This window comes from Streptomyces composti, from assembly GCF_012034205.1.
In the GTDB taxonomy this organism is placed as follows: Bacteria; Actinomycetota; Actinomycetes; order Streptomycetales; family Streptomycetaceae; genus Streptomyces; species Streptomyces composti.
This window is the reverse complement of the sequence record NZ_JAATEM010000019.1, coordinates 46,775-64,810: the sequence shown is the minus strand read 5'-3', so window position 1 is coordinate 64,810 and position 18,036 is coordinate 46,775. Positions and strand designations below refer to the sequence as shown.

The following is an 18,036-nucleotide window of genomic DNA, read 5'->3' as shown; positions in this document are numbered from 1 at the left end:
CGTGCATGTCCGCATGACGGACATGCAATGTCATCACGTGGGACGAGGAGTAGGGTGCCCGCATGTCTCGCAGCATCGATCTCGCAGTGATCCCCGGTGACGGCATCGGCCAGGAGGTGGTGGCCGAAGGCCTGAAGGTCCTCTCCGCCGTCCTCCCGCAGGATGTGAAGCTGGAGACCAAGGAGTACGACTTCGGCGCCCGCCGCTACCACGCCACCGGCGACACCCTCACCGACGCCGACCTGGAGCAGCTCAAGCGGCACGACGCCATCCTCCTCGGCGCCATCGGCGACCCCAGCGTCCCCTCCGGCGTCCTCGAGCGCGGCTTCCTGCTCAAGCTCCGCTTCGCCTTCGACCACCACGTCAACCTGCGCCCGTCGAAGCTCCTCCCGGGCGTGGCGACCCCGCTCGCCGGGCAGCCCGAGATCGACTTCATCGTCGTCCGCGAGGGCACCGAGGGCCCCTACACGGGCAACGGCGGCACCATCCGCAAGGGCACCCCGCACGAGGTCGCCACCGAGGTCTCCGTCAACACCGCCTTCGGTGTCGAGCGCGTGGTCCGGGACGCCTTCGAGCGCGCCCAGGCCCGCCCGCGCAAGAAGCTCACCCTGGTCCACAAGAACAACGTGCTGACCTTCGCCGGTCACCTGTGGACCGGCATCTTCAACAAGGTGGCCGAGGAGTACCCCGAGGTCACCACCGACTACATCCACGTCGACGCCGCGACGATCTACCTCGTCACCGACCCCGGCCGCTTCGACGTGATCGTCACCGACAACCTCTTCGGCGACATCATCACCGACCTCGCCGCGGCCGTCTCCGGCGGCATCGGCGTCGCGGCGTCCGGCAACATCAACCCCAGCCGCGAGTTCCCGTCGATGTTCGAGCCGGTGCACGGCTCCGCCCCGGACATCGCCGGCCAGGGCAAGGCCGACCCCACCGCCACGGTCCTGTCCGTCGCCCTGCTGCTGCGCCACCTCGGCTACGACACCGAGGCCGACCGCATCGAGCAGGCCGTCTCCGCCGACCTCGCGGAGCGCGGCGCCCTGCCCGCCCGCAGCACCTCCGAGATCGGCGACGCGCTCGCCGTACGCGTAGCGGGCTGACCGGCGCGCGTTCGACCTCACTGCAGCAAGGCGAAGCCGCCGGGACGCGCCCGGCGGCTTTCGCATGCCCGAGCCGGGTGCCACCATTCGACCACCGGGCCGCATTCCCCCCGTTCCGCCCGCGACCGCCCCGGGCGATAATCGAACGCGGAGCCGCGGAATGAGGGAATGCTCGGACGTCCTAGCATCGGCCACCGGCCGTGGGGGCGTGTGCGCGGCCCGTCACTACAACTCGGTGAAGGACAACCACTCATGACGACGCCCACGATCGAGCTCAAGCCCTCCGCCCACCCGCTCTCGGACGCGGAGCGGGAGGCGATCCTGGCCAACCCGGGATTCGGCCGCCACTTCACCGACCACATGGTGACGATCAAGTGGACCGAGGGGCGCGGCTGGCACGACGGCCAGCTCGTCCCGTACGCGCCGATCCAGCTCGACCCGGCGACCACCGTGCTGCACTACGCGCAGGAGATCTTCGAGGGGCTGAAGGCCTACCGCCAGCCCGACGGCTCGGTCGCCACCTTCCGGCCCGACCAGAACGCCAGGCGCTTCCAGCGGTCCGCCCGGCGGCTCGCCATGCCGGAGCTGCCCGTCGAGACCTTCATCGAGGCGTGCGACGCGCTGGTCAAGCAGGACAAGGCGTGGGTGCCGGCGCACGGCGGCGAGGAGTCGCTCTACCTGCGCCCGTTCATGATCGCCACCGAGGTGGGGCTCGGGGTGAAGCCGGCCAACGAGTACCTGTTCCTGGTGATCGCCTCGCCGGCCGGGGCGTACTTCCCCGGCGGCGTGAAGCCGGTCTCCATCTGGGTGTCCGAGGACCGGGTGCGGGCCGTGCCGGGCGGCATGGGCGCGGCCAAGACCGGCGGCAACTACGCGGCGTCGCTGCTGGCGCAGGCGGAGGCGGCGGCCGAGGGCTGCGACCAGGTGTGCTACCTCGACGCGGTGGAGCACAAGTGGGTCGAGGAGCTCGGCGGCATGAACCTGTACTTCGTGTACGGGGACAAGATCGTCACGCCGACCCTGACCGGCTCGATCCTGGAGGGCGTCACACGTGACTCGCTGCTGACCGTGGCCCGGGACCTCGGCTACGAGGCGGTGGAGGAGCGGGTGTCCGTGGAGCAGTGGCAGCGGGACTCGGAGAACGGGAGCCTGACCGAGGTGTTCGCCTGCGGCACGGCGGCGGTGATCACTCCGGTCGGCACGGTCAAGCGGGCCGGGGCCGAGTGGCAGCAGTCGGGCGGGGAGCCGGGTGAGGTGACCCTGCGGCTGCGGAGCGCGCTGCTGGACATTCAGCGGGGGACGGCCGAGGACAAGCACGGGTGGATGCATCCGCTGGGCTGAGCGTCGTTGCCCGGGGCTCCGCCCCCGGCCCCCCGGGCCTCGCCCACCCCGCCGTCCGACGCTGTCGGTGGCGGGGTGGGCGTTCGGGTTTCTGAGGGGGCTTCGCCGGTGGTGTCAGCCGACGAGTTGGTCTTCCGGCGCCGGTTCCGCCGTCCGGGGGGTGGCGGGGCGGGACGGAGTGGTCAGGAGGTAGGCGAGGCCGCCGGTGACGGCGGACAGCAGGAAGCTGCAGTCGACGCCGCCGGTGAGGGACAGCAGCGGGCCCTCGTAGGACGGCAGGGACACGGACAGGACGCCGACCAGCGCGCCCGCCGCCCAGGAGAAGGTGGCCGGCAGGTTCCAGCCGCCCCGGTACCAGTAGATGCCGCCGCGTGAGCGGCGGTTGAAGACCTGGAGGGCGTCCGGGTCGTAGACGCCGCCGCAGCGGATGTGGCCGGTCAGGGTGATGACGGCCCACGGTCACCTGGGTGCACGACCGCCGCACCGGCACCGAGGAACGGGTCGGCGTCAGGGCCGACGGCACCCCGTCCCCGCAGTACGCGATGCCCGCCACGCTCTCCGCGGACGGCACCCGGGTCGCCTTCAGGAGCTTCGACGACGCTCTGGCGCCCGGCGAGGCCCCGGACTCGTCCGGCCTCTACGTGCGCGACCTCGACCGGGACGTCACCCTGCGACTGGAGACGGCCCCCGGGACCGAGCTGCACGACGAGCCCGTGATCAGCCCGGACGGCGGCCACGTGGCCTACGTGGCGGCGCCGCGCCTTCCGGACGGCACCCGGGCCCCGGCCAACGCCTACCTGTACGACCTGCGCACCGGGACCAGCCGTCCGATCAGCGAGTCCGTCACCGGCGGGCCGGTGACGGACGCGGGAGTACGGGTGAGCGCGGTGACCGAGGGCGCCCGGCACATCGGCTTCGGCAGCGGCTCCGCACAGCTCGTCGCCGATGACGGCAGCGATGACGGGTTCGTGCGCCGGCTGCGCTGACCACCCACCGCCCGCATCCTGAGACAGTCGGTGAGCGCGGGGGCGGATTGTGCCAGACTGCCCCCGTGCTCTCGTTCGCCACGATTATTGGCAGCAGGCGCGCCGGTCCGCAGTGACCGCACGTACGACACCGTACGGGCGGACACCGTCGTCCTCGACCCGCGCGCAGACCTCTCGCACCCGCGAGAGGTTTTTCTGTTTCCCGGCCCCACCCACCGCCGGGAGGCGAGCGCGAGGGACCATGGGGGGACGGTGGAGCCGGTCATTCCGGTAGACCGAGATCCAACTTCAGGAGCCTTCAGACCATGACCGCAACCAGCGAGCTCGACGACTCGTTCCACGTCTTCGACACCACTCTGCGCGACGGCGCCCAGCGCGAGGGCATCAACCTCACGGTCGCCGACAAGCTGGCCATCGCACGGCACCTGGACGAGTTCGGCGTGGGCTTCATCGAGGGCGGCTGGCCGGGCGCCAACCCGCGGGACACCGAGTTCTTCGCCCGCGCACGGCAGGAGATCGAGTTCCAGCACGCCCAGCTGGTCGCCTTCGGCTCCACCCGCCGCGCGGGCACCACCGCCGACCAGGACCCGCAGGTCAAGGCGCTGCTGGAGTCCGGCGCCCCGGTCGTCACCCTGGTCGCCAAGTCCCACGACCGGCATGTCGAGCTCGCCCTGCGCACCACCCTCGAGGAGAACCTGGAGATGGTCCGCGACACCGTCTCCTGCCTGCGCGCCCAGGGCCGCCGGGTGTTCGTCGACTGCGAGCACTTCTTCGACGGCTACCGCGCCAACCCCGAGTACGCCAAGCAGGTTGTGCGCACCGCCGCCGAGGCCGGCGCCGACGTGGTGGTCCTGTGCGACACCAACGGCGGCATGCTCCCCGCCCAGATCCAGGCCGTGGTCGCCACCGTGCTCGCCGACACCGGCGCCCGTCTGGGCATCCACGCCCAGGACGACACCGGCTGCGCGGTCGCCAACACCCTCGCCGCCGTCGACGCCGGCGCCACCCATGTGCAGTGCACGGCCAACGGCTACGGCGAGCGGGTCGGCAACGCCAACCTGTTCCCGGTGGTGGCCGCACTGGAGCTGAAGTACGGCAAGAAGGTGCTGCCCGAGGGCCGGCTGCGCGAGATGACCCGCATCTCCCACGCCATCGCCGAGGTCGTCAACCTCACCCCCTCCACCCACCAGCCGTACGTCGGCCTGTCCGCCTTCGCGCACAAGGCCGGGCTGCACGCCTCCGCCATCAAGGTGGACCCGGACCTGTACCAGCACATCGACCCCGAGCAGGTCGGCAACACCATGCGGATGCTCGTCTCCGACATGGCCGGACGCGCCTCCGTCGAGCTCAAGGGCAAGGAGCTCGGCATCGACCTCGGTGACGACCGCGAGCTGGTCACCCGGGTCGTGGAGCGGGTCAAGGAGCGCGAGCTGGAGGGCTACACCTACGAGGCCGCCGACGCCTCCTTCGAGCTGCTGCTGCGCGCCGAGGTCGAGGGCAAGCCGCTGAAGTACTTCCAGGTCGAGTCCTGGCGCGCCATCGTCGAGGACCGTCCCGACGGCAGCCACGCCAACGAGGCCACGGTGAAGCTGTGGGCCAAGAGCGAGCGCATCGTCGCCACCGCCGAGGGCAACGGCCCGGTCAACGCCCTGGACCGCGCCCTGCGGGTCGCCCTGGAGAAGATCTACCCGCAGCTCGCCAAGCTGGAGCTGGTCGACTACAAGGTGCGCATCCTCGAGGGCAAGCACGGCACCCAGTCCACCACCCGGGTGCTGATCTCCACCTCCGACGGCGTGGGGGAGTGGTCCACGGTCGGCGTCGCGGAGAACGTGATCGCCGCGTCCTGGCAGGCCCTGGAGGACGCCTACACCTACGGTCTGCTCCGCGCGGGCGTCGCGCCGGCCGGGTGACCGTCCCCGGCACTGCGGCATCCGGTCCCGGCGGGGCGGGCGGTGCAAGTTCCCGCCGGGATCTATGTCCGTTTACGTAGCGGTTCGGGTAGCTTCGAACATATGAAGGCCGCACCGGTGCGTACCCTCGTACGCCTCTTGATCGTGCCGATCGCCGCCGCGCTGGCGGCGCTGCTGGCCGGTGCGCCGGGTGCGCATGCGGCCACCGACGACCTCTCGGCCGTCGCCGCCGGGCTGCGCGAGAACCCCGTCTACGTGGATCCCGGTGCCCGGGACATCCTGTCGCCGTCGGACGCCGAGGCGCTGGCCGACAAGATCGAGGACGCGGACAAGCCCGTCTTCGTCGCCGTTCTCCCGGCCGGCTTCCCGACCGGCGACCAGTTCTGGCGCGAGCTGCGCACCGAGACCGGCATCACCGGACTCTACGGGGTCCGGCTCGGCGACCGCTTCGACGCGCGCGCCGACAGCAGCGTGCTGAGCAACCAGGGCGTGCAGAACCTGGTCGCCTCCGTGCAGGACGCCGGCGACGCCAAGGCCCAGCTGAACGACTTCGTCGACGGTGCGCTGCGCAACCTCGGCGGTTCGGCGCCGGGTTCCTGGGGCGAGGGCGGCGGCACGGACGTCCCGGTCGGCGGCCTGATCACCACCGGTGCGCTGCTCGCCGCGGGCGGCGCAGGCGCCTACGCCATGGTCCGCCGCAACCGCCGGCGTCACGAGGAGGAGCAGCGGGCCGCGCTGGAGAAGCTGCGCGTGGTGGTCGACGAGGACATCACCGCCTTCGGTGAGGAGCTGGACCGGCTCGACTTCCATCCGGGCGAACCAGGTGCCGACGACGCGATGCGCACCGACTACGAGCACGCGCTGGACGCCTACGAGCAGGCCAAACAACTGATGGAGCAGGCCCGCAAGCCGGAGGACGTGCGGGCGGTCACCCAGGCCGTGGAGGACGGCCGCTTCGCCCTGGCCTGCCTCGCCGCCCGCCGTGCGGGACGCGAGCTGCCCGAGCGGCGCCCGCCCTGCTTCTTCGACCCGCGCCACGGCCCCTCGGTCGCCGACGCCCGCTGGACTCCGCCGGGCGGCATCGAGCGCGAGGTCCCGGTCTGCGAGGCCGACCGCGTCCGCCTGGCCGAGGGCCGGGACCCGGCGGTCCGCGAGGTCGAGACCGAGTACGGCCGCCGCCCCTACTGGGAGGCCGGCCCGGCCTACGGACCCTGGGTGGGCGGCTATTTCGGCGGCGGCATCCTGCCCGGCCTGCTCATCGGCACCATGCTCGGCAACATGATGGCCGGATCCGCCTACGCGTCCGACTACGGCGCCGGCTACGGCGACTTCGGCGGCTACGAGGGCGGCGACGTCTCCGGCGCGGACTTCGACGGCGGCGACTTCGGCGGCGGCTTCGGCGGAGGTTTCGGCGGCGGCGACTTCGGCGGGGGCGGCGACTTCGGGGGCGGGTTCTGAACCGCCGGGGTGCTTCCGAGCCCACGGTCCCTCATGCGGGACCGCTGCTGACCGCCATGCCGCCCACCGTCGTCCCATGAGCCCTGCCGGGGACGGCGAGCCCCTCGCCTTCGCCGGCGCCGACGCGCTCGACGCCTGGCTGAGCGGGCACCCCGCGCCTCATCCCGGCCTGTGGGTCAAGGTCGCCAAGAAGGGCACGCAGGTCGCCTCGCTCGGCGCCGGCGACGTCAACGACGTGGCCCTGTGCCACGGGTGGATCACCGGGCAGCGCAAGGGGCTGGACGAGGTGTACTTCCTGCAGCGGATCACCCCGCGCAGGCCCGGAAGCGCCTGGTCGCTGGTGAATGTGCGCCGGGCGCTGGAGCTGATCGCGCAGGGGCGGATGCGGCCGGGCGGCCTCGCAGAGATCGAGGCGGCCCGGGCCGACGGGCGCTGGGAGGCGGCGTACGCCTCGCAGCGGGAGGCGTCGGTGCCGGAGGACCTCGCCGCGGAGCTGGCGCTAAACCCGCGGGCGAAGGCGGCGTTCGACGCGCTCGGCAGGACCGGGCGGTACCTGGTCGTGCTGCCGGTGCTGCGGGCGCGGACCGAACGCGGCCGGGCCGCCCGGATCAGGGCCGCGGTGGAGAGGCTGGCGGCCGGGACGGACTGAGCCGGTCCCGAATACGCAGCGCGCCCGCCTCTCCCGCCTGACGCGGGAGAGGCGGGCGCGGCAGGCGCCCGGTCCCGGGCGCCGGGACCGGGGCGACCCGGTCAGGCGTTGCGGATCGCCGAGATGTCGAAGTTCAGCTTGATCTTGTCCGAGACCAGGACACCGCCGGTCTCCAGCGCCGCGTTCCAGGTCAGACCCCAGTCGGAGCGCAGGATCTCGGCCTTGCCCTCGAAGCCCACCCGCTCATTGCCGAACGGGTCCCTGGCGGCGCCGTTGAACTCCAGGTCGATGGTGACCGGCTTGGTGACGCCGCGGATCGTCAGATCGCCCGTGATGCGGTAGTCGTCGCCGCCGAGGGCCTCCGCGCGGGTCGAGCGGAAGGTCATCGTCGGGTACTTCTGCGTGTCGAAGAAGTCCGCGCTCCTCAGGTGGTCGTCACGGTCGGCGTTGCCGGTGTCGATGCTGTCCATCACCACGTCGATCGAGGCGGTGGACTTCGACGGGTCGGTGCCGTCCAGGTGCAGGGTGCCGCTGAACTCCCGGAACTCGCCCTTCACATTGGTCACCATCGCGTGCCGCGCGGTGAAGCCGAGGGTGGTGTGCGCGGGGTCGATGGTGTAGTCGCCCGTCAGCGCGGCGAGATCAGGGCTCATCGTGGCCGTGGCGGTCGCGGTGTCGCTGTGGTTGGAGTTGCCCATGATCTTCCTCCTGAGGGGGACGAGGGTGACGTCGAGATCACGTTCAACGTTCAACCATCTCAACGGTACCCACCCTAGACCTATTCCCTTAAACATTCAACATCTTCCGGCCGGGCGCCGCGATTGGATCACCCGGCCGGGTGGTACACGGGGTGCGTGCCCTCGGTCGCCGTCCTGGTCGAGCTGCTGCGACGCGACACGTCGGGCGGTCAGGTGAAGTGCTGGGAGCACTTCGCGCACAGCGCCGCCCGGCTGCCCGCCGGCAGCGGACTCGACCTGACGGTCTACTTCCTCGGCGAGCGCGAACACACCGAGCACCTCGCGCCGCACGTCCGGCTGGTCATGCTCCGGCCGCTGCTCAGCTCCGCGCCGATGCGCTCAGCGGACAGCGCCGAGGACCCCTGCGACCTCGCCCCCCACCACCCCCGGCTCGCCGCGCTGCTGCCCCGGCACGACGTCTGGCACCTCACCCACAGCTTCGCCTTCGCCACCACCGCCGTACGGCTCGCCCGCGGCCGGCCCGAGGGCCGGCGGCCCCGGCTCGTCGCCTCCGTGCACACCGATGTCCCGCTGCTGGCCTCCGTCTACGCCCGCTACCTGGCCGACCGGTGGCTGCCCGGCTCGCACCCGGCGGTGGGCGGCTTCCTCGCCGAGCACGCGGAGCGCGCCCTGCGGCGGCGCAGGGACCGGCTGCTCGCCGCCTGCGAGAAGGTGCTCGTGCCCACGGCACCCGCCCGCGCGGAACTCGCCCGCACCCTCGGCTCGCACCGGGTCGCGCTGCTGCGCCGCGGCATCGACCACGCCCGCTTCCGGCCCGACCCCTGCGCCCGCGCCTGGCTCACCCGCACCCACGGCGTCCCCGCCGACCGCCCGGCGGTGCTGTTCGCCGGGCGGCTGGACGCCACCAAGGGCGTCCCGCTGCTCACCGAGAGCCTGCGCCTGCTGCGCGAACGCGGCGTGGCCGCCCACCTGGTCGCGGCCGGCTCCGGCGCCGAGGCCGAGAACGTCCGGCGCGTCCTGGGCCCGGACGCCACCCTCCTCGGCCCCGTACCCCAGGACCGCCTCGCCCGCGTCTACGCGGCCTGCGACATCTTCGCCTTCCCCTCCCGCACGGAGACCAGCGGGAACGTCGTCGCCGAGGCGATGGCGAGCGGCCTGGCAGTCGTCCTGCCGGAGGGCGCGCGGACCACCGGCTGGCTCACCGAACCGGGCCGCGACGGCGTCCTCGTCACCTCCGACGACCCCCTCACCTGGGCCGATACCCTCGCCTCCCTGCTGGCCGACCCGGCTCGCCGGAAGGCCGTCGGTGCCCGTGCGGCCACCGTCGCCCGGACCGCCCACCCCACCTGGGACCGCGTCCTGCGGGAGGACCTCCTCCCGGTCTGGTCACCGCAGCATGCCGCCGCCCCTCCGGGGACGGCGGGCCGTCCGGCACATCGGTAGGAGGCATCCGCCGAGTCGCGCTCGGCACCCCTCTCGCCGCACCGGTCGGCCCCACACCTCCCGGCGCCCGCCCGCCCGGCCACCCCGTGCCGACGGCCGGGCGGGCGGGCGCCGGAGGGCACGCGTCGGACCCGCGCGGGCGGACGGCGTGGCGGGCGTCGCTGCGGCCCCGAGCATGCGGACCCGGCGCCGCCGGCCCTCGGTCACCTGCTGCGGGACGCCCGCCGGCGACAGGGCTGCTCATCCGGTCCGGGGCCGGCTCCTGGCCGGGGATCTCTCGCCCCTGCCCTCCGCGGCCACCGGGCGGGCGGCGGGCCTGGCGCCGCCGGCGGCTGGTGGGCCACCGACGGGCCGTCAGGCGCCGTACGCACGACCCCGCCTGCCGCACGACCCCGCCTGCCGCACGACCCCGCCTGCCGCGCGGCCCGGCGCGCTGCCGCCTCGGCGGAGGCCTGCCCCGGCCCTCGGTACACGGCGCCCGTGCCGGTGCCTGCCTCGGTGCGGCGGGCCCCGGATGCACGGGCGCCCGGGCGCCGGCCGGCACCACCCCTCCCGGGCCGGACGACACGACCCGCCCTCAGCCCGCCCGCCGATGCAACGCCGCGATCACCGGTGAGGTGTCCAGCCGTACGATGCCCGCCGCCACCAGCACCAGTCCCGCGAGCGTCACCGCCGACAGGGGCCAGCCGGTGCGGAGGGACTCGCCGAACAGGACCGTGCCCACGATCACCGCCACCGCCGGTTCCGTCGCGTCCATCACGGTCATGCTCGCCGCCAGCGGGCCCTGCTGGAAGGCGCTCTGGATGAGCAGCAGCCCCCATACGCTCGCCGCCACCAGGGCGTAGGTCTGCCAGGCCGTCAGCGCCGCGAGGAGTCCGTGGCGCAGCTCGTCGACGGTCGCGGCGAGGAGGACCGACTGGGCGCCCATGACCGCACCGGCCGCCAGCGCCGTGGCCGAGGCCCGCCACGGTCCGGTCAGCCGGGCGGCGGCCGCCAGGGCCGCGCAGGCCGTGGCGACGACACCACCGGTCGCCAGCGCCCACGACACCGGACCGGCCGCCGCCGGATCACCCCCGTGCGGCCGGGCCGAGGCCAGGGCGAGGGCGAGGCCCGCCGCCACCGCGCCCGTGCCCCACCACTCCCGCCGGCCCAGCCGCATCCGGTGCAGCCGCGCCGACAGCGGCACCGCGAACACCAGCTCGGTCACGATCAGCGGCTGCACCAGGCTCAGCGGCCCGAACGCCAGCGCCAGCGACTGGAAGCCGTACGCCACCACCGCGAGCCCGATCCCGCACAGCCAGCGGCGGTCGCGCACCAGCTGCCCCAGCAGCCGTACCCGCAGCGCCTCCGAGTCCGGCCGGGCCGCGGCGGCCCACTGCTGCAGCACGCCCGCCACCGCGAAGCAGACACCGGCGGCGAGGGAGGCCAGAACGGCGATCGCCATGACGCGAGCGGCCGGTGACCGGCCTAGTCCGGGGTCCTGCGGCTCGGCGCGCCCTGCGCCGCGCCCCGCGTGTGGACGTACAGCTGCCGCCGGTCGCCCACGTCGATGCGCTGCGGCAGCGGCAGTTCGTAGCGCACCGGCCGGGCATGGTCGGCGAACTGGCGGCGCGGGTTGTACACCTGGTTGAACTTCCACAGCATGCGCGCGAAGTTGGTCTGCCCGTGCAGCAGATTGCGGCCGAGCACCCGCGCCGCCCCGAACGCCGTGCGCAGGCCCAGGTGCTTGCGGTTGATGACCGCCTGGGTGCGCACCAGCTCCTCGTAGAAGCGGTCGAGCGGCAGCGTGGTCGGCACCACCGCGTGCTGGATGTCGAAGAGGCGGTAGTCGCGCGTGGTCAGCCGACGCGACTCGGTGTGCCAGATCTCGGTACCCGGGTACGGCGTCATCACCGTGAAGTGCACGATCTCCGGCACGGCCAGCGCGAACTCCCGCACCACCCGGAACTGCTCGGCGTCCCACGCCGGGTCCACGATCAGGTTGATGGCGACCTTGATGCCCAGGCGCCGCGCGGTCTGCAGCGCCTTGAAGTTCTCGTCGGGGCTGACCCGCTTGCGGTACAGGTCGAGACCCTCGGCGTCGATCGCCTCCATGCCGAGGAACATGTAGCGCAGCCCGAGCCGCGCCCACCGCTCGAACACCTCCGGATGCCGCAGCAGCACGTCCGCCCGGGTCTCCAGGTAGTACCGCTTGCGGATGCCGCGCCGCTCCACCTCCGCGGCGATCGCGTCGCCGTGCTCGGGCCGGATGAACGCCACGTCGTCCACGATGAACACGTTCGGCTCGCGGATGCGCGCCAGGTCCTCCGCCGCCGCCTCGGGGGAGGCCTTGCGGTAGCTGCGGCCGTAGAACGTCCAGGCCGAGCAGAACGAGCAGTCCCAGGGACAGCCGCGGGTGAACTCGATGGAGGCGCACGGGTCCAGTTCGCCGATGAAGTAGCGGCGCCGCGCCCGCATCAGATCCCGCGCCGGGAGCGGCTCGTCGATGCCGTGCAGCATCAGCGGCGCGGGCCCCCGCCCCCGTACGGTGACGATCCCCGGCACCTCGTCCACGCCGCCGTCGCGCACCGCCCGCAGCAGCGGAGCCACCGCCGGTTCGCCCTCGCCGCGCACCACCGCGTCCACGGCGCCCTCCGCCTGCCGCAGCACCTCCTCCGCGACGAAGGACACGCTGTGCCCGCCGAGGAACACGAAACAGCCGGGCACCTCCTGCTTCACCCGCTTGGCCAGGGCGATCGCCTCGGGGATGTTCGCCAGGTAGTTCAGCGAGATCCCCAGTGCCTCGGGCCGGAACGAGCGCACCTCCTCGCGCAGCCGCCGCACCCCGAGCACCTGAAGGTCCACGACCCGCACCTGGTGCCCGGCCGCACGGGCGGCACCCGCCACCCGCTCCAGGCCCAGCGGTTCGAGCCGGAGGAAGATCTCGGAGTACATCAGGGCGCTGGGGTGGACGAGCAGCAGACGCACGATGACCTCGCCACAGGGAGCCGGACCGCGTCCGGGAACCGAACAGGGGTTTTCCCTTCGTATCCCGGCGGGCCCGGACCCGTACTGCGCATACGCCCGCCTGGCGGCACCCGGCGGCTCGCAGGGGTGGTCCTCGCCCAGCGGCGGTCCCGCCGCCGGGACACGCGGCACGGCCCACCGGACCGGGTGAGCCCCACCCCGGCGGACGGACCCCCAGCACTGGCGGAGGGTGCCGGGGCCGGGTGTGCTGGAAACCGAGGACACGCCGCGACGACGAGAGCAGAGCGGACCGAACAGCGCAGGGAGACCGCTTCGTGACCACCACCGGCTCCGGCTCCACCTACGACCCCCCGGCCGACCCCGTGCACCGCGCCACCGCCGCACCGGCGCCCAACGACGGTCCACCCCCGCGCACGGACCGCCGGGTCGCCCTGGTCACCGGCGCCTCCTCCGGCATCGGGGCGGCCACGGCGCGGCGCCTCGCCGCCGGCGGCTGGCAGCTGCTGCTCAGCGGCCGCGACCGGCGCCGGCTGGAGGAGACGGCCGCCGGCACCTCGGCGGTGATGCTGCCCGCCGACCTCGCCGCCCCGGACGGGCCCCGGCTGCTGGCGCAGGCCGCGCTGCGCGAGACCGGCCGGATCGACCTGCTGGTCGCCGGGGCCGGCATCGGCTGGGCGGGGCCCTTCCTGAGCATGCCGCACACCGACATCGACCGGGTGCTGGCCCTCGACCTCAACGCCACCCTGCACCTGGTCCGCGAGGTGCTGCCGTCCATGGTGGCCGCCGGGCACGGCCGGGTGGTGTTCATCGGCTCGGTCGCCGGCGTGGTCGGCGTGCGGGAGGAGGCGGTGTACTCGGCCGCCAAGGCCGGACTCGCCGCCTTCGCCGAGGCGCTGCGCCAGGAACTGCTCGGCACCGGCGTGGGCGTCACCCTGGTCGTCCCCGGCCCCGTCGACACCGGCTTCTTCGCCCGCCGGGGCCGCCCCTACCACCGCAGCCGTCCCCGCCCCACCTCCCCGGACCGGGTGGCGGCCACCGTCTGGGAGGCCGTCACCGAGGCCCGCGAGGAGGCCTACATCCCCGGCTGGCTCACCCTCCCCAACCGGGTCCGCGCCCTCACCCCCCGCCTGTACCGCAGACTGCTCAACCGCTTCGGCTGACCGGGCGGGACCACCCCGCTCAGCCGCCTCCGCCGTGTCTGCCGCCCCCACCGCGTGGGTAGGGTCCAGGGCGGTCCGCAGATTCCGTCCGTCCGACCGGGGGCAGTCATGGACAGCTACGGCAGCGAGGGCAGCGGCAGGGCACACGGCACCGGGCAGGGCGGGACGGACAGGCGGCGGATGCTGCCGCGCACCAGGCGGCGGGCGCTGCTCGGCGCGCTGACCGTGCTCGCGGTGACCGGGGCCGCCGGACCGGCAAGAGCGGTCGCGCCCGTACCCGCGGGACCGGCAGGGGCAGCCGCGCCCGCACGCGGACCGGCCGGGGCCGCCGCCGACCCCTACGACGTTCTCCGCCGGCGCTGGCTCACCATCGCCCTCGGCGAGGGCTACGACCCGGAGGCCGAGCCCTACGCCTCCCGCCTGGCCGAGACCGGGACCGAGGCCCGGCAGCTCGCGGCCGGCATGGCCCCGGCGCCCGACTCGCTCTGGCCCGGCCACCCCTTCGACCCGCCCGCGGGCATCACCCTCAGCTACAGCCGCCTGTGGATAATGACCCAGGCCTACGTCCAGCCCGGCACCGGATCCACCGGCGACCCGGGCCTCCTCGCCGCGATCCTGCGCGGCCTCGACCATCTCTCCGCCACCGTCTACAACCCCTCCACCACCCGCTACGGCAACTGGTGGGAGTGGCAGATCGGCAGCCCCCGGCTGCTGACCGACATCACCGCCGCCCTCTTCGACCACCTCGGTCCCGAGCGCATCGAGGCCGTGTGCGCCGCGATCGACCACTTCATCCCGGACTCGGCGCTCACCGACTACTCCGGCACCTCCACCGGCGCCAACCGCGTCGACCTGTGCCGCTCGGTCGCCCTGCGCGGCATCCTCGGCCGCGACCCCGCCAGGATCGCTCTGGCCCGGGACGCGCTCTCCCCGGTCTTCCCGTACGTCACCCGGGGCGACGGCCTGTACGCGGACGGATCGTTCATCCAGCACACCTGGGTCGCCTACTCCGGCACCTACGGGCAGGTCATGCTGGACGGTCTCGCCCGCCTCTTCACCCTGCTGGCCGGCTCCGAGTGGGAGGTCACCGACCCGGCCCGGCAGATCGTCCTGGACAGCGTCGAGCACGCCTATGCGCCCCTCATCCACGACGGCCTGGTCATGGACAGCGTCAACGGGCGCGCCATCAGCCGCGGTTACCTCAAGAGCGACGACCGGCACGTGATGCGCTCGGACCACTTCCACGGCCAGCAGCTGATCGCGGCCATCGCCCTGCTCGCCGGGGCCGCGAGCCCCGCCGAGCGGGAGCGCTGGCAGGCCCGGGTGAAGGGCTGGATCGAGCGCGACACCGTCTCCCCGATCCTCACCGCCCGCCAGTTCGGTGTCGCCGACCTCGCCCGCCTGCACGCCATCGCCGACTCGCCCCTCCCCGCCGCCCCGGAGCCCACCGGGCACCGCCTCTTCGCCGCCATGGACCGGGCCGTGCACCGCCGCCCCGGCTTCACCGCGAACATCGCCATGGCCAGCGACCGCGTCGCCCACTACGAGTGCGGCAACGGCGAGAACCCGCGCGGCTGGCACACCGGCGCCGGAATGCTGCTGTGGTGGGCACCGGGCCGCGGCGACCAGTACACGGACTGGTTCTGGCCCACCGTCGACTGGTACCGGCTGCCCGGCACCACCGTGTCCACCAAGCGCCTGCCCGACCGGGCCGGCGGCGAGTGGGGCGCGCCCAAGCCCGATGTGCGCTGGGTCGGCGGCACCACCGACGGCGAGTACGCGGCCGTGGGCCAGCACCTCAAGGGCCTCGGTTCCACTCTTGAGGCCCGCAAGTCCTGGTTCTGCGTGGACGACGCGGTGATCTGCCTCGGCGCCGGCATCACCTGCTCCGACGGGGTCCCCGTCGAGACCATCGTCGACAACCGCAACCTGGGGGAGGGCGGCACCGACGCCCTGACCCGCGGCCCCGGCTGGGCGCACCTGGAGGGCCACGGCGGCTGGCTGGTCCTCGACGGCGAGCTGCGCACCCTGCGCGAGGACCGCACCGGAGCCTGGTCCGACATCAACACCACCAGCACCACCGAACGCCGCACCCGCCGCTGGCAGACCCTCTGGCTCGACCACGGCACCGACCCCGTCGACGCGGCCTACGCCTATGTGCTGATGCCCGGCGCCAGTCGCCGGCAGGTCCTGCGCCGCGCCGCCGACCGCGGCCGGCTGCGCATCCTCGCCAACGACCGCGCCCGCCAGGCCGTGGCCCTGCCCTCCCTCGGCCTGACCGCCGCCAACTTCTGGCAGCCGGGCACCGCGGGCCCGCTCACCGCGACCGCACCCGCCGGTGTGCTGCTCCGCCGCCGGGGCCGTACCGCTACCCTCTGCGTGAGCGAACCGACCCGAACGGGCGAACCGCTGGAGATCACTTGGGACCATCCGGTGCGGGGGCCGGTACGGGCCGACGACACCGTGGAGGTCCTGGCCACCGGGCGCCGTCTGCGGGTCCGTGTCACTCCGGGGGAGGTATGTACCACTCACCGGTGTGAGGTGACTCTCAGCTGACGGGTTTGTGTGACCTCTACAAGCGCGAAGCCCTCTGAGCAGTCGGAACGGCTGCATGGCGCTGTGGTTCTGTTCAGTGGCACCAGGAAAACGCGCCGGAGACTGTGAGGAGTCGACGGCTCGCAATCCCCTGGGGGCTTCGTAAGGTCACTACATGACCGTTTTGGATGAGGCGCCGGGCGAACCGACCGAGATGTCGGGGGAGCCGGCCGACGCGCGCGGACGCGTGGCCGAGCTGCACGAGATCCGTGCGCGGGCAGTGGCCGGCCCGAGCGAGAAGGCGACGGCGGCGCAGCACGCCAAGGGGAAGCTGACGGCGCGGGAGCGTATCGAGCTGCTGCTGGATGCGGGTTCTTTCCGTGAGGTCGAGCAGTTGCGGCGGCACCGGGCGACGGGCTTCGGTCTGGAGGCGAAGAAGCCGTACACGGACGGTGTGATCACCGGCTGGGGGACGGTGGAGGGCCGGACGGTCTTCGTCTACGCGCATGATTTCCGGATCTTCGGTGGTGCGCTGGGTGAGGCGCACGCCACGAAGATCCACAAGATCATGGACATGGCCATCGCGGCCGGGGCTCCGCTGGTGTCGCTGAACGACGGTGCGGGTGCGCGGATCCAGGAGGGTGTCTCGGCGCTGGCCGGGTACGGGGGCATCTTCCAGCGCAATACCAAGGCCTCGGGTGTCATCCCGCAGATCAGCGTGATGCTGGGCCCGTGTGCGGGGGGTGCGGCGTATTCGCCGGCGCTGACGGACTTCGTGTTCATGGTGCGGGACACCTCGCAGATGTTCATCACGGGTCCGGACGTGGTGAAGGCGGTCACCGGTGAGGAGATCACCCAGAACGGTCTGGGCGGTGCGGATGTGCACGCCGAGACCTCCGGGGTGTGCCACTTCGCCTACGACGACGAGGAGACGTGCCTTCACGAGGTGCGTTACCTGCTCTCCCTGCTCCCGCAGAACAACCGGGAGAACCCGCCGCGGGTGGAGTGCGCCGACCCGGTGGAGCGTCGCAGTGACGTGCTGCTGGATCTGGTTCCCGCGGACGGCAACCGGCCGTACGACATGGCCAGGGTGATCGAGGAGCTGGTCGACGACGGCGAGTATCTGGAGGTCCACGAGCGCTGGGCGCGCAACATCATCTGTGCGCTGGCCCGGATGGACGGCCAGGTCGTCGGTATCGTCGCCAACCAGCCGCAGGTGCTGGCCGGTGTGCTGGACATCGAGGCCTCCGAGAAGGCGGCCCGCTTCGTGCAGATGTGCGACGCGTTCAACATCCCGATCGTGACCCTGCTGGACGTCCCCGGCTTCCTGCCGGGTGTGGACCAGGAGCACGGCGGCATCATCCGGCACGGTGCCAAGCTGCTGTACGCCTACTGCAACGCCACGGTGCCGCGGATCTCGCTGATCCTGCGCAAGGCCTACGGCGGCGCGTACATCGTCATGGACTCGCAGTCCATCGGCGCCGATCTGACGTATGCCTGGCCGACCAATGAGATCGCGGTGATGGGCGCGGAGGGTGCGGCCAATGTCATCTTCCGCCGGCAGATCGCCGAGGCGGAGGATCCCGAGGCGATGCGGGCGCGCATGGTCAAGGAGTACAAGGCCGAGCTGATGCACCCCTACTACGCGGCCGAGCGCGGTCTGGTCGACGACGTGATCGACCCCGCCGAGACCCGCGAGGTGCTGATCCGCTCCCTGAGCATGCTGCAGACCAAGCACGCCGACCTGCCCTCCCGCAAGCACGGCAACCCGCCCCAGTGAGCT

General features: G+C 73.1%; 13 protein-coding genes and 1 pseudogene. 10 read left to right on the top strand and 4 right to left on the bottom strand.

Annotation, left to right across the window (positions count from 1 at the left end; all coding sequences use genetic code 11):
* Positions 1 to 62 precede the first annotated feature (62 nt).
* Both HCJ93_RS17080 and HCJ93_RS17075 read left to right on the top strand, forming a co-directional pair.
* The gene (locus HCJ93_RS17080) at positions 63 to 1,106 is read left to right on the top strand and encodes a 3-isopropylmalate dehydrogenase (protein ID WP_167996575.1); all 1,044 of its coding nucleotides are present in this window, start codon (positions 63 to 65) and stop codon (positions 1,104 to 1,106) included.
* A gap of 252 nt (positions 1,107 to 1,358) precedes the next feature.
* Positions 1,359 to 2,447 (top strand): branched-chain amino acid aminotransferase, encoded by a 1,089-nt coding sequence (locus HCJ93_RS17075; RefSeq protein WP_167996574.1) that lies wholly within the window; start codon positions 1,359 to 1,361, stop codon positions 2,445 to 2,447.
* A 114-nt stretch (positions 2,448 to 2,561) separates the two neighbouring features.
* Here the strand turns inward: HCJ93_RS17075 and HCJ93_RS17070 are convergent.
* Positions 2,562 to 2,906 (bottom strand): annotated as a pseudogene (locus HCJ93_RS17070) (cytosine permease); the annotation flags it as partial.
* 8 nt (positions 2,907 to 2,914) lie between these two features.
* Between HCJ93_RS17070 and HCJ93_RS17065 the strand changes: the two are divergent.
* From HCJ93_RS17065 to HCJ93_RS17050, 4 genes are all read left to right on the top strand, one after another.
* Positions 2,915 to 3,433 (top strand): TolB family protein, encoded by a 519-nt coding sequence (locus HCJ93_RS17065; protein WP_167996573.1) that lies wholly within the window; start codon positions 2,915 to 2,917, stop codon positions 3,431 to 3,433.
* Between the two features lie 305 nt (positions 3,434 to 3,738).
* The gene (cimA, locus tag HCJ93_RS17060; protein ID WP_167996572.1) at positions 3,739 to 5,343 is read left to right on the top strand and encodes a citramalate synthase; all 1,605 of its coding nucleotides are present in this window, start codon (positions 3,739 to 3,741) and stop codon (positions 5,341 to 5,343) included.
* Positions 5,344 to 5,445: 102 nt separating this feature from the next.
* Entirely contained in the window at positions 5,446 to 6,801 is a 1,356-nt protein-coding gene (locus HCJ93_RS17055) for a hypothetical protein (RefSeq protein ID WP_167996571.1), read from the top strand.
* Positions 6,802 to 6,877: 76 nt separating this feature from the next.
* The gene (locus tag HCJ93_RS17050; RefSeq protein WP_167996570.1) at positions 6,878 to 7,450 is read left to right on the top strand and encodes a YdeI/OmpD-associated family protein; all 573 of its coding nucleotides are present in this window, start codon (positions 6,878 to 6,880) and stop codon (positions 7,448 to 7,450) included.
* 101 nt (positions 7,451 to 7,551) lie between these two features.
* Here the strand turns inward: HCJ93_RS17050 and HCJ93_RS17045 are convergent, their stop codons facing one another.
* On the bottom strand, positions 7,552 to 8,148 hold the full coding sequence (locus tag HCJ93_RS17045) for a YceI family protein (protein ID WP_167996639.1): 597 nt from the start codon (positions 8,146 to 8,148) through the stop codon (positions 7,552 to 7,554).
* Between the two features lie 156 nt (positions 8,149 to 8,304).
* Here HCJ93_RS17045 and HCJ93_RS17040 point away from each other — a divergent pair, with 156 nt between their 5' ends.
* On the top strand, positions 8,305 to 9,591 hold the full coding sequence (locus HCJ93_RS17040; protein WP_167996569.1) for a glycosyltransferase: 1,287 nt from the start codon (positions 8,305 to 8,307) through the stop codon (positions 9,589 to 9,591).
* A 577-nt stretch (positions 9,592 to 10,168) separates the two neighbouring features.
* Here HCJ93_RS17040 and HCJ93_RS17035 read toward each other — a convergent pair.
* Together HCJ93_RS17035 and hpnR are read right to left on the bottom strand one after the other, a co-directional pair.
* Complete coding sequence (locus HCJ93_RS17035; RefSeq protein ID WP_167996568.1) at positions 10,169 to 11,035, bottom strand: DMT family transporter; 867 nt, start codon at positions 11,033 to 11,035, stop codon at positions 10,169 to 10,171.
* Positions 11,036 to 11,058: 23 nt separating this feature from the next.
* Entirely contained in the window at positions 11,059 to 12,558 is a 1,500-nt protein-coding gene (gene hpnR / locus HCJ93_RS17030; RefSeq protein ID WP_167996567.1) for a hopanoid C-3 methylase HpnR, read from the bottom strand.
* A gap of 314 nt (positions 12,559 to 12,872) precedes the next feature.
* Between hpnR and HCJ93_RS17025 the strand changes: the two genes are divergently transcribed.
* The 3 genes from HCJ93_RS17025 (at position 12,873) to HCJ93_RS17015 (ending at position 18,033) form a co-directional block, all read left to right on the top strand.
* Positions 12,873 to 13,718, top strand: coding sequence for an SDR family NAD(P)-dependent oxidoreductase (locus tag HCJ93_RS17025; protein WP_167996566.1), 846 nt, complete (start codon positions 12,873 to 12,875; stop codon positions 13,716 to 13,718).
* Between the two features lie 180 nt (positions 13,719 to 13,898).
* Complete coding sequence (locus tag HCJ93_RS17020; protein ID WP_167996638.1) at positions 13,899 to 16,274, top strand: polysaccharide lyase 8 family protein; 2,376 nt, start codon at positions 13,899 to 13,901, stop codon at positions 16,272 to 16,274.
* Positions 16,275 to 16,428: 154 nt separating this feature from the next.
* On the top strand, positions 16,429 to 18,033 hold the full coding sequence (locus HCJ93_RS17015; RefSeq protein ID WP_167996565.1) for an acyl-CoA carboxylase subunit beta: 1,605 nt from the start codon (positions 16,429 to 16,431) through the stop codon (positions 18,031 to 18,033).
* Positions 18,034 to 18,036: the final 3 nt, after the last annotated feature.

Coding starts and splice junctions, on each gene's coding strand:
- HCJ93_RS17080 (WP_167996575.1), top strand. CDS start 63: ATGTCTCGCAGCATCGATCTCGCAGTGATCCCCGGTGACGGCATCGGC.
- HCJ93_RS17075 (WP_167996574.1), top strand. CDS start 1,359: ATGACGACGCCCACGATCGAGCTCAAGCCCTCCGCCCACCCGCTCTCG.
- cimA (WP_167996572.1), top strand. CDS start 3,739: ATGACCGCAACCAGCGAGCTCGACGACTCGTTCCACGTCTTCGACACC.
- HCJ93_RS17055 (WP_167996571.1), top strand. CDS start 5,446: ATGAAGGCCGCACCGGTGCGTACCCTCGTACGCCTCTTGATCGTGCCG.
- HCJ93_RS17050 (WP_167996570.1), top strand. CDS start 6,878: ATGAGCCCTGCCGGGGACGGCGAGCCCCTCGCCTTCGCCGGCGCCGAC.
- HCJ93_RS17045 (WP_167996639.1), bottom strand. CDS start 8,148: ATGGGCAACTCCAACCACAGCGACACCGCGACCGCCACGGCCACGATG.
- HCJ93_RS17035 (WP_167996568.1), bottom strand. CDS start 11,035: ATGGCGATCGCCGTTCTGGCCTCCCTCGCCGCCGGTGTCTGCTTCGCG.
- HCJ93_RS17020 (WP_167996638.1), top strand. CDS start 13,899: ATGCTGCCGCGCACCAGGCGGCGGGCGCTGCTCGGCGCGCTGACCGTG.
- HCJ93_RS17015 (WP_167996565.1), top strand. CDS start 16,429: ATGACCGTTTTGGATGAGGCGCCGGGCGAACCGACCGAGATGTCGGGG.